Here is a 12,410-nt window from a genome sequence, read left to right as displayed (position 1 = left end):
GCCACCTGAGCGTGAACGAGGTGTTGATGTATTGCAGTGTTTATCGGGGAGGGACGACGCGGGTGCTCGGGCGGGTGTCAGGTACCTGACACCCGCCCGAGCAATGGATCATTTGGTGCGGATGGCCAGGACCACGCCATTGGTCGTTTGTACGAGGACGTAACGATCGCCCATGCTTACCCAATGGCTTTCCTTCTCCGGTGCCGGCAGGCCTTTGGCTTTCCAGTCCTTGATGGCCTCATTGTCGCGCTTGTATTGATCCGGGGCTTTGTCGCCTTCTTTCAGTTCACGGTTGTGGGTGGCCGAATTCTGCACGCTATCGTCGGTAGACGTCGCTGCAGTGGCGACCATGGGCAGGCAGGGCAGGGCAGCGAGGAGCAGGTAGTGCAGTTTCATGGCGGTTTCCTTGTTGCGTGGTGTTTGTGCTAAGACAGCGAAAGTCGCGCCACAATTCACTCTCGTGCATGCCAGTGCTAGAGTCGCCTCCTTACTTAAATGATTTCGAGGATGGACCATGCGTGTGATTCTGCCCGTGGCCGCAGCCGTGCTGCTGGTCGGTTGTGCTTCTGCGACCATGGATGCGGCCCGTAGCGGCCAACCCACTACGCACATGAATTCGCGCAAGGCGCCTGAACGCGTTGCCCAGTGCATCCAGTACGGGTGGCAGGAAGAGCGTGTGTTCGGCCAGGACGCCAGCGGCTACCTGGAGCCGCGCAAGCAAGGTGGCTTTACCGTCTATACCCGCGAGGCCGAAACGTTCGTCGATGTCTACCCGCAGGACGGCGGTGCGCGTGTCGATTACTACACCCAGAACGACAACGGCGTCTCGTTGCAGCGCCGGGCGGCGGCTGCAACCTGTCTTTGACGGGCAAGGGGCGAGCCAGGGCGTTACACTTTTTAGCATCCGAACGCTGTCAGGTGTGTGGCATCGGCCGCTAGCATGCCCCATTACCCATCAAGGATGTCGCCGTGAACCCTTCATCACAGCTGAACCAAGCCAATTGGGACGAGCGCGCACCGCTGCACGCAGCCTCGCAGGACTACCAGTTCGATCAGTACGTCCAACGCCCTGCGCACCTTTCACAGACTGTTCAGTTCGACCTGCCGATGCTGGGCAATATCGAGGGGCAAAGGGCGGTGCACCTGCAATGTCACATCGGCACCGACACGCTTTCGCTTGCCCGGCTGGGCGCCGATGTGTGCGGCCTGGACTTCTCCCCGGCCTCCCTGGCGCAGGCCCGGCGCCTGGCAACCCTGTGCGCTACGCCCATCGACTACCATCAGGCCGATGTGTACGCCGCAGCCCAGGTGTTACCGGCAGGCACGTTCGATCTGGTCTATACCGGCATCGGCGCCCTGTGTTGGCTGCCGCGCATTGCGCCGTGGGCACACACCATGGCAGCCCTGCTCAAACCCGGTGGCCGGCTTTTCTTGCGCGAGGGGCACCCCATGCTGTGGGCGGTCAATGAAGGCCATCAGGACCGCCTGCAGCTCGACTATCCGTATTTCGAATGCGAGCAGCCAACCGTATGGCAGAGCGACGAGACCTATGTGGCCACCTCGCAGCGATTGGCCAACACCCAGACCCACGAGTGGAACCACGGGTTGGGCGAGCTGATCACCGCGTTGATGGCCAACGGGTTGCAGCTGACAGCGCTGGTAGAACACCAAAGCGTGCCGTGGGAGGCACTGCCGGGGCAAATGGACAAGGGCCCGGACGGGGAGTGGCGGTTGCGCGAGCAACCCGCTCGCCTGCCGCTGAGTTATACCCTGACAGCCGTCAAAACCTGATCAGGACAGGTAGCCACCGTCTACGTTGAGCGCCGCCCCGGTTGTATAACTGGAGGCGTCGCTTGCCAGGTACAGCACAGCCCCGGCCATTTCCTTGGGGTCTGCCACGCGTTTGAGCGGGATCTGCTGTAGCGCGGTATTGAGGATAGCCTCGTTCTTGACCAATGCCGATGCAAACTTGGTGTCGGTCAGGCCCGGCAACAAGGCGTTGCAGCGAATCCCGAACTGCGCACACTCCTTGGCAAACACCTTGGTCATGTTGATCACTGCCGCCTTGGTCACCGAGTAGATGCCCTGGAACAGGCCAGGCGATACGCCATTGATCGACGCCACGTTGATGATGCTGCCGGCGCCATGTTCGCGCATCAGCTTGCCTGCTTCCACCGACATGAAGAAATAGCCGCGAATGTTCACATCCACGGTTTTCTGGAACGCCGCTGGATCTGTGTCCAGCACATTGCAAAACTGTGGGTTGGTCGCGGCATTGTTCACCAGGATGTCCAGGCGCCCGAACTGCTCGCGTATGCCGGCGAATACCTGCTGGATCTGCTCCAGCTCGCCGATGTGGCACGCCACTGCCGTGGCCTTGCCGCCGCCCGCGATGATGGCATCGGCCACGTGTTGGCAGCCCTCGAGTTTGCGACTGGAGACGATCACATGTGCGCCTTGCTGCGCCAGCACGTGTGCAATTGCCTCGCCAATGCCTCGGCTGGCCCCGGAAACAAAGGCGATCTTGCCCTGAAGGTCGAACAGGTGGGTATGCGGCATGCTGCTGGTCCCTTGTGGTCGTAAGGTGCGTTGGTTATCAGAGGCTCGACTTGGCAATGACCTGCAAGGTCATCTGCTCCAGCAGCCGGTTCATGTGAATGAACTGGGCGAAGCGCTTGTCCTGGGTCTGGCCGTGAAAATAACGGAAGTAGATCTGCTGGACGATGCCGGCCAGACGGAACAGGCCGTAACAGTAGTAGAAATCGAAGTTGTCCAGGTCGATGCCTGCACGCTCGGCGTAATAGTCCACGAACTGGCGCCGGGTAAGCATGCCCGCAGCGTTGCTCGGCTGGCGGCGCATCAGTTGTACTGGCGCCGGGTCGTCTGCCTGAATCCAGTACGCCAGGCTGTTGCCCAGGTCCATCAAAGGATCGCCCAGCGTGGCCATTTCCCAGTCCAGTACGCCAATGATGCACATCGGGTTGTCGGCATCCAGGATGACATTGTCGAACCGATAGTCGTTATGCACGATGGCAGGTGTGGCGTGGTCGGCAGGCATCTTCTCACGCAACCAGGTCTTGACCTGCTCCCAGCGCGGGGCGTCGGGGGTCATGGCCTTGTCGTAACGGCTGGCCCATCCTTCTATCTGGCGCTGCACGTAACCGTCGGGCTTACCCAGGTCGCTCAAGCCGCAGGCGTTGTAGTCCACACGGTGCAAGTCCACCAAGCGGTCGATGAAGCTTTTGCACAAGGCCGTTGTGCGTGCAGCGTCAAGGTTCAGTGCCGCGGGAATGTCCGAGCGCAGGATGATCCCTTTGACGCGCTCCATGACGTAGAACTCACTGCCGATCAGGCGGGTATCGGTGCAGTACGCATAAGCCTTGGGACAGTAGGGGAACCCATTGTTGAGCTGGTTGAGAATGCGAAACTCACGGCCCATGTCGTGCGCCGACTTGGCTTTCTGCCCGAACGGCGGTCGGCGCAAGACCAATTCTCGATCGGCGTATTTGACCAGGTAAGTGAGGTTGGACGCGCCACCCGGGAACTGGCTGACGGCGGGCGCGCCGGCCAGGCCGTCAATGTGCGCCTTGAGATAGCCGTCGATGGCTGCCAGGTCAAGCTCTTCGCCGGAACGTACTTGCGTAGACTCGTCGGTGAGCGTCATGGGTTTTCCTTATTCTCGATCACGCGGACTATTTTGCAATCTAATGCTTGCGCTTGGTTGGGACAAGCGTCCCAGGTCGCCATTGGCCGGGGTGTTGCTGGTCGATCAATGCCCTTGATGCTTGCCGTGCCGACAAACGCCGGACCAAAAAAAACCGAAGCCTTGTGGGCTTCGGTTCAGGGTCATCCAGGGATGCTGCTCAGGACGGGAACAGTTCGCTGAGCTTCATCGACAGCATCATGTCGCCTTCCACGCGCAGCTTGCCACCCATGAAGGCCTGCATGCCGTCGGTTTCGCCGCTGACGATGCCCTTGAGTGTTTCGCTGTCCATCACCAACGTGCAGTTGGCGTCCGGGTTCTCGCCTTCCTGCAGTTGGCAGGTGCCGTCCTTGACGATCAGGGCGTAGTGCTTGTCTTCATCGGTAATGTTGAAGCCGAATACCAGGTCCAGGCCTTGGGCAGCGGATGGGTTGAATTTCTCTTGCATCTTTTTGACGGCATCAGCTACGGAGGTCATGGCGCATTCCTTATAGAGTGATTTTCACGTCCCCGCAGGGACACAACAGGCCGGGCTCACCGATAGGTGATGAGCGCCGGCGTCCTCAACAGTTGCACATGGGCTTGACTGTTGAAAGAAGCCAATGCCACGTCGCGGCCTTTGAACTTCAATTGGCTCAGCGACGTGTTGATTATTTGCCAGTTCAAGGCAAATGCCTGATCCGGGGTTATGCCTGAAACCAGGTGCAGCAAGGCGGCAATGGTGCCACCGGAGGTGAAAATGGCAATGTTGTCGCCATTGCCTGCGTTGTCCAGCACGCGGTTCAGCCCTTCGCGTACGCGGGCAGTGAACGCTTCCCAGGTTTCCAGTTCGTCGCTGCCATGGGTGCCTGCGTGCCAGCGCTGCACCATGAGTGCGAACAGGCGCTGAAATTCGCTGCGGTGATGCGTGACGTTGCTCAGGATTTCTGGCGCGTTGGGCTCGTCTATCGACAAGCCAGGCAACAGCGCGCGAATCACCCCATCGGCGTCGAACTCATTGAATGCAGCGTCGGTCTCAACAGCCGGCACGGCGTTGCCACTGGCCTGCATCGCTTGAAGGGCCAGGCGGGCAGTGTCTTGCTGGCGGCGCAGATCGCCCGCCACACACCGCTCCAGCCGTATCCCTAGCTGGGCAAGGTGCTCACCTAGCGCCTGGCTCTGGCGCACGCCAACGGGCGACAGCACGTCGTAGTCCTGTGCGCCGAAGGAGGCTTGGCCATGTCGAATCAGGTAGAGGTTGCCCACGAACGCTTCCGCTGTTGAAGGTTGCTGCCGAGGTTAGGGTGCGGTGCACAGCGCTGTCAACGAAAAAACATACAAGCGTTTGAAAAGGTCGTTTGAAAGGTGTTGCCAGCGTTTACATCCCCTGGCAGCGCCTGGGGTGCACCGGTATGCTTGTACCATTCACGCGCCTTCTGGCGCAGCTATCGAAGGAGTCACCGTGGAGTTTCTTGCCGAGTACGCAAGCTTTCTCGCCAAAACCGCCACCCTGGTCATCGCTGTTCTCATCGTGCTGTCGGCCATTGCCGGCTTGCGCGGTAAAGGGCGGCGCAAACCGGGTGGGCAATTGCAGGTTACCCGCTTGAACGCGTTCTACAAGGACCTGCGCGAGCGGCTGGAATCAGGCCTGTTCGACAAGGCTCAGCTCAAGGCGTTACGCAAGCAGCAGGCCAAGGCCGAGAAGAAAACCCGCAAGGTCAAGGCGGACGAAAAAGCCAGGGTCTTCGTGCTCGATTTCGATGGCGACATCAAGGCATCTGCAACCGAAAGCCTGCGCAACGAAATCACCGCACTGCTCACCCTCGCCACCCCTCAAGACGAGGTGGTACTGCGTCTGGAAAGCGGGGGCGGGCTGGTGCACAGCTATGGCCTGGCTGCCTCCCAGCTGGCCCGCATTCGCCAGGCCGGCATCCCCTTGACGGTATGCATCGACAAGGTGGCTGCAAGCGGCGGCTACATGATGGCCTGCATCGGCGAGAAGATCATCAGCGCACCCTTTGCGGTGCTCGGCTCCATCGGCGTCGTGGCACAGTTGCCCAACATCAATCGCCTGTTGAAGAAGCACGACATCGATGTCGAGATGCTGACTGCCGGTGAGTACAAGCGCACCCTTACCGTGCTGGGTGAAAACACCGAAAAGGGCAGGGAAAAGTTCCAGGAAGACCTGGATGTCACGCATCAACTGTTCAAGGACTTCGTCGCCCGCTACCGCCCCCAGCTGCACATCGATGAAGTGGCCACCGGTGAAGTGTGGCTGGGCATTGCAGCCCTGAACCGCAAGCTGGTGGACACGTTGCAGACCAGCGATGAATACCTCAGCGAACGCGCGCGCAGTGCCAACCTGTTCCACCTGCACTTCGCAGAGCGCAAGAGCCTGCAGGAGCGCATTGGCATGGCGGCCAGCGGCACCGTGGAGAATACGCTGGTAGGGTTGTGGAGCAAACTTGGCCGTCTGCGCTAACACCTTGAACCTGCTGAAATTTTTTTTCGTTCAGGGGGTTGCACGGTTACGTGAATGTAGACATAATGGCGCCCATCGAAACGCAGCACGCTTTAAAGGCGCAGTGTTTCGGGGAGATAGCGAGGTGTAAGCCGCTAGATCCTGACTTTGAGGCCGAGTAGCAAAGTGGTTATGCTCCGGATTGCAAATCCGTCTACGCCGGTTCGATTCCGACCTCGGCCTCCACCATTCGAAAGCCCCGCAGCCCTTTGGGTTGCGGGGCTTTTTTAATGCCCGCGATTTTCTCCAGTGCTCAGCAGCCAAAGGGAGCTGGTCAATGCTGGCGCGGTTTGGATCAACTGCGCACTGGATCTTGGGCTTTTTCGCTTCAAGCGGTAGGATTTTCCCGAGGCGCACCCTTTGTTTCGAGTCATGAAAAGAAAAATCTCAAGGGCGCTGCGAAAGTGGGTTGTTTACCTTGTGCTTGCAGGGCTGGCAGGCAACTCCAGCCGAGTGTTCGACCACCTGTCCGCCTTGAAGCCTTGGCGCGTCGCCAAGGGCTTCGCGGCTTACCTTATGACGACCTTGTGATACTACGCTGGCGCAGTGCGTTTACCTTCCGAGCCAAGACACTGGCCAGCGGCGTTCACACCTGGTCGTTGGTCAACGGCTGGTGATGTAGCTAAGGTTCAATACTCAACCCGCTCAAGGAAAATGCGCATGTGGTGGATCGGCCCCGAAAAATCCAGGTTCAAGATTCAGCGCCGCGTATCGGCCGTGGTTCTGGTATTGGCCGTCTTGTTTCTTGCCACTCAAATCGAAGCGTACATTCATGGCGAGGCCTTGCTGACAGACGTGCTGGGCGGGCTGTTCCTGACCGCGCTGGGTGGCGGCATGTTTTACATGGCGGACAAGTGGTAGCTCCCGCTCATGCGGGTGCATGAGGCGCGGACGCAGGTCCGCTCAAGACGTCTGCTCGCACACCCAGTCCACGAAGTTGCGGATCTTCGGTGAATCGTGGCTCTGGGTCGCATAGGCCACGTAGTGAGCATCCGGGCTGGGTGCATAGTAGTGCAGGGGAATCAGCAAGGCGCCGCGCTGCAGTTCTTCTGTCACCATGAACCTGGGTACCAAGGCCACACCCAACCCTGCGATCGCTGCGCGAATGCACAGGTCGAAGGTGTCGAACTGCGGGCCTCTGTAGCTGTTTCTGGATGTCATCGCCTGAGCACCCAGCCAGTCATGCCACGCCTCGGGTCGCGAAACGCACTGCAAGAGCGTATGGCTGTGAATGTCATCGATAGCCTTCAGCGGCCGGTGCAGCAGCAGGGCAGGGGCGCACACGGGCACGACGTCTTCGCGAAACAGCTCGACGCACTGGGCGCCGGGCCAGGTGCCACGCCCATAGAAGAATGCAACGTCCGCCTTGGCCTGTAACAGGTCGAACGGCTCCAGTTCATTGCGCACGCTTAGCCGCACGTGCGGATACGCTGCGCTGAATGCCGGCAGCCGAGGAATCAGCCAGCGCGAGCCGAATGTCGGTTGGGTCGCGATTCTCAAGGTTTCTGCCTGGCCATCGAACGTTAGGATGAAGCGCGTCGAGATGTCCGTTTGGCTCAGGATCTTGCCAACTTCGCTCAGGTACAGCTCGCCCACGGCGGTCAGTTGCAAGCCGCCACGCAACCGATTGAACAGCCGACGCTGCAACATTTGCTCAAGTTGAGCGACCTGCTTACTGACGGCGCTTTGCGTCAGGTTCAGTTCACGGGCAGCGAGGGTGAAGCTGGCATGACGGGCAGTGGACTCAAAGCACTGCAGCGACATCATGGACGGAAGCAATTTCTTGTGCATGGCTTGCAGGCATCACCTAAGACTATGGCCAGGCAGGCCGGACGAGCCGCCTGGGCCTGGGCGGCTGGGCGGTCGGCCAATCTATGCGCTGGTTGCCTGGATTTCAAGCGCGCGCAAGCAGGACGCGATGGATTGCGCCTGGGCCTGGGCGTACAGGGTCGTCTCGTCGATCACGCGAGCGCCCAACGCTGCCTCCAACTGCTGCTGGTTGCCTTGCGTCATGGCGTCGGCCTTGGTGTTGTCGCCGAGGTTGGACTGAAAGATCCCGGCAGCGCTCACAGGCAGGAAGTCCTCATACACCAGTGGCTCGAAACCGACCGCGCCTTGTTCGATCAGCGTTTCGAGATCCGTCCCACGCGCTTTAGCCGCATCCCTCACGAAATAATTGAAGTAAGCGAGCTTGTGCGTGCGCAGCGAGGCGTAGTCGTCAGGAAACGCGCTGAATGCCGTTTTGAGTAGGTGCGCATACTGCTCGGCATTGTCCGCCGATGGTGCTGCGCCCAGCGCTTGCCTGGCCTGGCTCAACAGCCGGTCATACAGTGCTTTGCCCGCAGGTGTCAGCGCCGCGCCGCGCTGCTCGATTTCTCCGAAACGAGCCGTGTGATGCCCCGGTGCCCCATCACCACCAGCAAAGGTCACCGCTTCCTGCAGGGCCTTGAAGCTTGTCTGGCGCAACAGGATTGGGCACTGGCGCGGCGGTGGCCCTTCGATGACTGCCTTGGGGGTCATGCCGCGCGAACGCATCTGGGCCTGAGCGCGGTCGATGTCGAGAGTGCGGGGCGTGAGGTGGTTGATGTGCGGCCCACGAAACGCCACCACGTCAGCGATCAGGCGATGCTGGTCATGCAGGGCGCGGTATTGCTGGGTACTGACCGTCGCGCTCTGGTGCCAGCGAAAGGTTTCCAGCGCCTCCTGGACGAACGCTTGAGCGTCCGTATCGGTAAGTCCGCCGTCACATTCGTGGCGGTCGATGAGCGCCATTACGCCAGGGGTGAAAATGGTCCGCTCGCTCAGCAACTGGCAGGCCTGTTCACGCAGTTGTGGGTCTTCGATCAATTCGAGCCGCAACAGCGAGGTGAACACCCTGAACGGATTGGCGCGCAGCGACGCTGCCTCGATAGGTCGGAATGCGGTGGCATGTACTGGCACGGCGGCGATGCTCAGGTCGTAGTAGCCAACTGGCGACATGCCCATGACTGCAAACAGTCGGCGCAAGCCTTGCAGCTCCTCGGCCGTTCCAACACGGATCGCGCCATGGCGTTCCACGCTCAGGCGCTGCTCGTCACCGCTGCTACGCAGTCGTTCTGCCAATGCAGGCTGAGCGGCCAGGGTCTGGGCATTGACTTCGGCGACCAAGTCCAACAAATCGCCATAGAGCGGTACCTCCTGCTTGTACATCGCTGACAGGGCGGTACTGAAAAGCGCACGGATTGCATCGGGGTGCATGAAACGGACCGGGTCCATGGTGAGCCTCCTGGAAAATTCGAGGCCTGCATTGATCACGGTGACGCGCCGCCCTGGCAAACGAATTAACCGAATCGCTGCCTGACTTTTTCGCATGCGTGGCGTCTGGTACGTGCACCGGCAGTGCCACGGCATGCTGAGTCGGCAGTCACAGCGGCTTGTACCTTGCAAATCAGGCCATTCCTACCGGGAATGCAGGCCCGATATTTTTTCGTTTGCGTGAACATAGCTTTTACCGCAGGTTGTGACGGCCTTTGACGGTGGGCTGTGCCCGCCGCCTGCGCTGTTACTGCAGCGCCGTGTAGTGCCGGAACAGGCACGTCGTAACCCGCCATAATAAGGATAAAACATGCACAACCCTAACCCCGCCGGGGTCATCGCCGCGTCCACCGAGCGGACCTGGATCACAGCCTTCGTGTTTTGCTTCCTGACGATGGTCATCGATGGCGCCGATGTCATGATCCTGGCCTATAGCCTGGCCACGCTCAAAACGGAATTCGGCCTGACTGGCCTGCAGGCAGGCATGCTCGGCAGCTGCACCCTGGCCGGCATGGCTGTTGGGGGCATTTACGGTGGCTGGGCAACCGACCGCCTTGGGCGGGTGCGCACCGTGGTGCTCAGTGTGCTGCTGTTCAGCCTCGGTACGGGGCTATTGGGCTTTACCGAGAACTATGTACAGTTTGCGATCATCCGCTTTGTCTCGGCCCTAGGCCTTGGTTCGGTGTACGTTGCATGTAATACACTCATGGCCGAGTACGTACCTACCCGGTTCCGAAATACCGTCCTTGGCAGCCTGCAAGCGGGCTGGTCGGTCGGGTATATCGTTGCAACGCTGCTCGCTGCCTGGATACTGCCAAGCTACGGCTGGCGCACGTTGTTCTTCGTGGGCGTCACACCGGTGATTCTTGCCCTGCTGATGCACAAGATGGTGCCGGAACCTTCGACCTGGACCCGCTTGCAGAGTGCCGATCGTGCAGAGCGCAAGGCGCGTGAGCGTGTGGAGGGCGGCAAGTACAAACAGATCTTCGCCAACCCCAATGCCGCGAAGATGTTCGTTCTCTGGTCGCTGACTGCAGGCTTCTTGCAGTTTGGTAACTATGGCGTCAACAACTGGATGCCCAGCTACCTGGAGACCGAGTTGGGCATGGCGTTCAAGCAGATGACCACGTTCCTGGTCGGCACCTACACCGCTTCGATCCTTGGCAAGGTCATCGCCGGCATGGCGGCGGACAAGTTCGGGCGGCGCAAAGTGTTTGCCGCGGGTTGCCTGGGGACGGCGCTGTTCCTGCCGATCATCGTGCTGTTCAACCAGCCGGAAAACATTCTGTGGCTGTTGATCGTCTTCGGCTTCCTCTATGGCGTGCCTTACAGCGTCAACGCCACGTACATGACGGAAAGCTTCGAGGCCAAGTTCCGTGGCTCTGCGGTTGGCGGTGCCTACAATATCGGGCGTATCGGTGCTGCGGTGTCACCGGCTGCCATTGGCTTCTTCGCCAGCCAGGGCTCGATCGGTGTCGGTTTCCTGATCGTTGGCGCTGCTTATTTCCTTTGCGGCATGATCCCGCTGCTGTGCATCCGTGAGAAACAATTCGATCCGGCTCGTGAATGATCGGTGGTGGCCGATAAGGCGGGGGCGCGTGCTCGGTAAACCTTGGCTCACCTTTCCAAGAAATGACCCAGTGCAGTCACCGCTTCTGCTAAAGGCGTGCTCGTACGCGAAGGACTGAGCGCCCTGAGTCTGCTTGAAAACGCCGCCTGTAAAGGCGGTGTTCCTGCTCGGCAAGCTTGACGACCCTGCGGCTAGATCATCGGATTGGCAATCACCTCGGCCAGCCGCTCAGTACTTGCCCTTGGGGCTTTTCTCGAACTTCCATTCCGTCATTTTCTTCGCCGCCAGGAAACTTTCGCAGTTCGCGATGAACACATTGCGGTTTGCATCCTTTGACAAGCTGGCAAGGTTTTTTCCGTACAGTTGCGGGCCACAATTGTCTGCCGTTGGCTCGGGCACTTTCTCTTCGGTGCAGCCTGCCAGCGGGGTGATCAACCCAACAAGCGGGAGGAGGAGGGCGCGTTTTCTGTCCATGACGGAATCCTTCGTCGGTCTATTTCAAGGTGCGTCCAAGTTGTCTGCTAGCCAGCCAGCGGGTGCGCAGACTATCACGCCAGCTGAGTGTTTTGGCTGGCACATCCACGCATAACGCCCTTTTCAGAATTCGAGATCACCTTGCCTGCTCTGTTCGGCAATCGGCATTATCAGTTGCGCACCCTGGTTGCGAACATTGCCAACGGCCTTGTCGACCGGATACCAGCGGAAGTCAGTGGCCGGACGGCAGCCTGTCGCCACGATCGCCTCGGCTCGCTGCGTTGAAGTGGCGGGGTCCAGCCACTCCCTGGCAAGGTGCGGCGCCAACACCAGGGGCTTTCGGTCATGAATATCGATCAAGCCTTGATCAGCGGCGGCCGTGATGATCACGAAACCATCGTGCGCGTCTGGTTCAAGGTTCTGGTGAACTTCGGCAAGCGCGGCAAAGTAGAGCGGTGCACCGTCGGCGCTGGTGATGTAGTAGGGTTGTTTGCGCTTGGGATCTTGCGCATCTGGCAGCCATTCGAACCAGCCATTGGCAGGGGCGAGCGCTCTTGCATGTGGCCACAGACCCTTGAAAAACTTGCCAGTGGCTACGGTTTCGGCCCGGGCATTGATAGGGTCGAGTCGCTTGCCTTTGGCCCAGCGAGGCGACCATCCCCACTTCACTTTGTCTACGTGCAGACCTGCCTCAGCCTGGCGTATAACTTCGACGCGGGTAGAAGGCGCCACGTTATAGCGATCAACCGGTTCATGGTCGTAGCCGTTGATCACCACCAAGTCCAGCGCCAGCTGTCGCAAGTAGTGATCCATCGACTCGTAGATCGAGTAGCGTCCGCACATGTATTCACCTCTCGTCCGTCAGAAAT

The 12,410-nt window shown here is 59.8% G+C and carries 14 protein-coding genes and 1 tRNA gene; 6 read left to right on the top strand and 9 right to left on the bottom strand.

Translation table 11 applies throughout. The annotated features are described in order from the left end of the window. Positions 1 to 108 precede the first annotated feature (108 nt). Positions 109 to 396: an RcnB family protein gene (locus NMB38_RS13125; RefSeq protein ID WP_027916144.1), complete on the bottom strand. Its 288-nt coding sequence runs from the start codon at positions 394 to 396 to the stop codon at positions 109 to 111. Between the two features lie 118 nt (positions 397 to 514). On the opposite strand from NMB38_RS13125, the gene NMB38_RS13120 reads away from it, so the two are divergent. Together NMB38_RS13120 and NMB38_RS13115 are read left to right on the top strand one after the other, a co-directional pair. After that, entirely contained in the window at positions 515 to 865 is a 351-nt protein-coding gene (locus tag NMB38_RS13120; protein ID WP_023535507.1) for a hypothetical protein, read from the top strand. A 104-nt stretch (positions 866 to 969) separates the two neighbouring features. Next, positions 970 to 1,791: a class I SAM-dependent methyltransferase gene (locus NMB38_RS13115; RefSeq protein WP_104926322.1), complete on the top strand. Its 822-nt coding sequence runs from the start codon at positions 970 to 972 to the stop codon at positions 1,789 to 1,791. Here the strand turns inward: NMB38_RS13115 and NMB38_RS13110 are convergent, their stop codons facing one another. The 4 genes from NMB38_RS13110 to NMB38_RS13095 all read right to left on the bottom strand — a co-directional run bounded on the left by NMB38_RS13110 (position 1,792) and on the right by NMB38_RS13095 (position 4,948). After that, positions 1,792 to 2,559, bottom strand: coding sequence for an SDR family oxidoreductase (locus NMB38_RS13110; protein WP_027916142.1), 768 nt, complete (start codon positions 2,557 to 2,559; stop codon positions 1,792 to 1,794). A gap of 37 nt (positions 2,560 to 2,596) precedes the next feature. Continuing rightward, the gene (locus NMB38_RS13105; protein WP_028686509.1) at positions 2,597 to 3,664 is read right to left on the bottom strand and encodes a phosphotransferase family protein; all 1,068 of its coding nucleotides are present in this window, start codon (positions 3,662 to 3,664) and stop codon (positions 2,597 to 2,599) included. A gap of 199 nt (positions 3,665 to 3,863) precedes the next feature. After that, positions 3,864 to 4,181, bottom strand: coding sequence for an SCP2 sterol-binding domain-containing protein (locus NMB38_RS13100; RefSeq protein WP_027916140.1), 318 nt, complete (start codon positions 4,179 to 4,181; stop codon positions 3,864 to 3,866). Positions 4,182 to 4,237: 56 nt separating this feature from the next. Next, positions 4,238 to 4,948, bottom strand: coding sequence for a histidine phosphatase family protein (locus tag NMB38_RS13095; protein ID WP_027916139.1), 711 nt, complete (start codon positions 4,946 to 4,948; stop codon positions 4,238 to 4,240). A gap of 196 nt (positions 4,949 to 5,144) precedes the next feature. Here NMB38_RS13095 and sohB point away from each other — a divergent pair, with 196 nt between their 5' ends. The 3 genes from sohB (at position 5,145) to NMB38_RS13080 (ending at position 7,064) form a co-directional block, all read left to right on the top strand. After that, positions 5,145 to 6,164 carry a protease SohB gene (gene sohB / locus NMB38_RS13090; RefSeq protein ID WP_027916138.1) on the top strand — a complete coding sequence of 340 codons (1,020 nt, stop codon included), beginning with the start codon at positions 5,145 to 5,147 and terminating at the stop codon, positions 6,162 to 6,164. Between the two features lie 151 nt (positions 6,165 to 6,315). Next, a tRNA-Cys gene (locus tag NMB38_RS13085) sits at positions 6,316 to 6,389 on the top strand. A 474-nt stretch (positions 6,390 to 6,863) separates the two neighbouring features. Further along, positions 6,864 to 7,064, top strand: coding sequence for a hypothetical protein (locus NMB38_RS13080; protein ID WP_027916137.1), 201 nt, complete (start codon positions 6,864 to 6,866; stop codon positions 7,062 to 7,064). Between the two features lie 42 nt (positions 7,065 to 7,106). Here NMB38_RS13080 and NMB38_RS13075 read toward each other — a convergent pair whose 3' ends face one another. Next, complete coding sequence (locus tag NMB38_RS13075) at positions 7,107 to 7,994, bottom strand: LysR family transcriptional regulator (RefSeq protein WP_027916136.1); 888 nt, start codon at positions 7,992 to 7,994, stop codon at positions 7,107 to 7,109. An 81-nt stretch (positions 7,995 to 8,075) separates the two neighbouring features. After that, complete coding sequence (gene hglS, locus NMB38_RS13070; protein ID WP_028686451.1) at positions 8,076 to 9,458, bottom strand: 2-oxoadipate dioxygenase/decarboxylase HglS; 1,383 nt, start codon at positions 9,456 to 9,458, stop codon at positions 8,076 to 8,078. A gap of 349 nt (positions 9,459 to 9,807) precedes the next feature. On the opposite strand from hglS, the gene NMB38_RS13065 reads away from it, so the two are divergent. Continuing rightward, entirely contained in the window at positions 9,808 to 11,067 is a 1,260-nt protein-coding gene (locus NMB38_RS13065; RefSeq protein WP_027916134.1) for an MFS transporter, read from the top strand. Between the two features lie 228 nt (positions 11,068 to 11,295). Here NMB38_RS13065 and trbK read toward each other — a convergent pair whose 3' ends face one another. Both trbK and NMB38_RS13055 read right to left on the bottom strand, forming a co-directional pair. Continuing rightward, complete coding sequence (gene trbK, locus NMB38_RS13060; protein WP_042139095.1) at positions 11,296 to 11,541, bottom strand: entry exclusion lipoprotein TrbK; 246 nt, start codon at positions 11,539 to 11,541, stop codon at positions 11,296 to 11,298. A gap of 123 nt (positions 11,542 to 11,664) precedes the next feature. After that, positions 11,665 to 12,384: an SOS response-associated peptidase family protein gene (locus NMB38_RS13055; RefSeq protein ID WP_027916132.1), complete on the bottom strand. Its 720-nt coding sequence runs from the start codon at positions 12,382 to 12,384 to the stop codon at positions 11,665 to 11,667. Between the last annotated feature and the right edge of the window lie 26 nt (positions 12,385 to 12,410).

The sequence above is a fragment of the Pseudomonas sp. FBCC-B35 genome, assembly GCF_059133755.1.
The sequence above is the reverse complement of the archived record's forward strand: the minus strand, read 5'-3'. Positions and strand labels throughout refer to the sequence as shown.

Excerpts from the sequence above, each read along its gene's own strand:
- NMB38_RS13105 (WP_028686509.1), bottom strand. The coding sequence starts at position 3,664 with ATGACGCTCACCGACGAGTCTACGCAAGTACGTTCCGGCGAAGAGCTT.
- NMB38_RS13080 (WP_027916137.1), top strand. The coding sequence starts at position 6,864 with ATGTGGTGGATCGGCCCCGAAAAATCCAGGTTCAAGATTCAGCGCCGC.
- hglS (WP_028686451.1), bottom strand. The coding sequence starts at position 9,458 with ATGGACCCGGTCCGTTTCATGCACCCCGATGCAATCCGTGCGCTTTTC.
- NMB38_RS13125 (WP_027916144.1), bottom strand. The coding sequence starts at position 396 with ATGAAACTGCACTACCTGCTCCTCGCTGCCCTGCCCTGCCTGCCCATG.
- NMB38_RS13065 (WP_027916134.1), top strand. The coding sequence starts at position 9,808 with ATGCACAACCCTAACCCCGCCGGGGTCATCGCCGCGTCCACCGAGCGG.
- trbK (WP_042139095.1), bottom strand. The coding sequence starts at position 11,541 with ATGGACAGAAAACGCGCCCTCCTCCTCCCGCTTGTTGGGTTGATCACC.
- NMB38_RS13120 (WP_023535507.1), top strand. The coding sequence starts at position 515 with ATGCGTGTGATTCTGCCCGTGGCCGCAGCCGTGCTGCTGGTCGGTTGT.
- NMB38_RS13110 (WP_027916142.1), bottom strand. The coding sequence starts at position 2,559 with ATGCCGCATACCCACCTGTTCGACCTTCAGGGCAAGATCGCCTTTGTT.
- NMB38_RS13055 (WP_027916132.1), bottom strand. The coding sequence starts at position 12,384 with ATGTGCGGACGCTACTCGATCTACGAGTCGATGGATCACTACTTGCGA.
- NMB38_RS13100 (WP_027916140.1), bottom strand. The coding sequence starts at position 4,181 with ATGACCTCCGTAGCTGATGCCGTCAAAAAGATGCAAGAGAAATTCAAC.
- NMB38_RS13075 (WP_027916136.1), bottom strand. The coding sequence starts at position 7,994 with ATGCACAAGAAATTGCTTCCGTCCATGATGTCGCTGCAGTGCTTTGAG.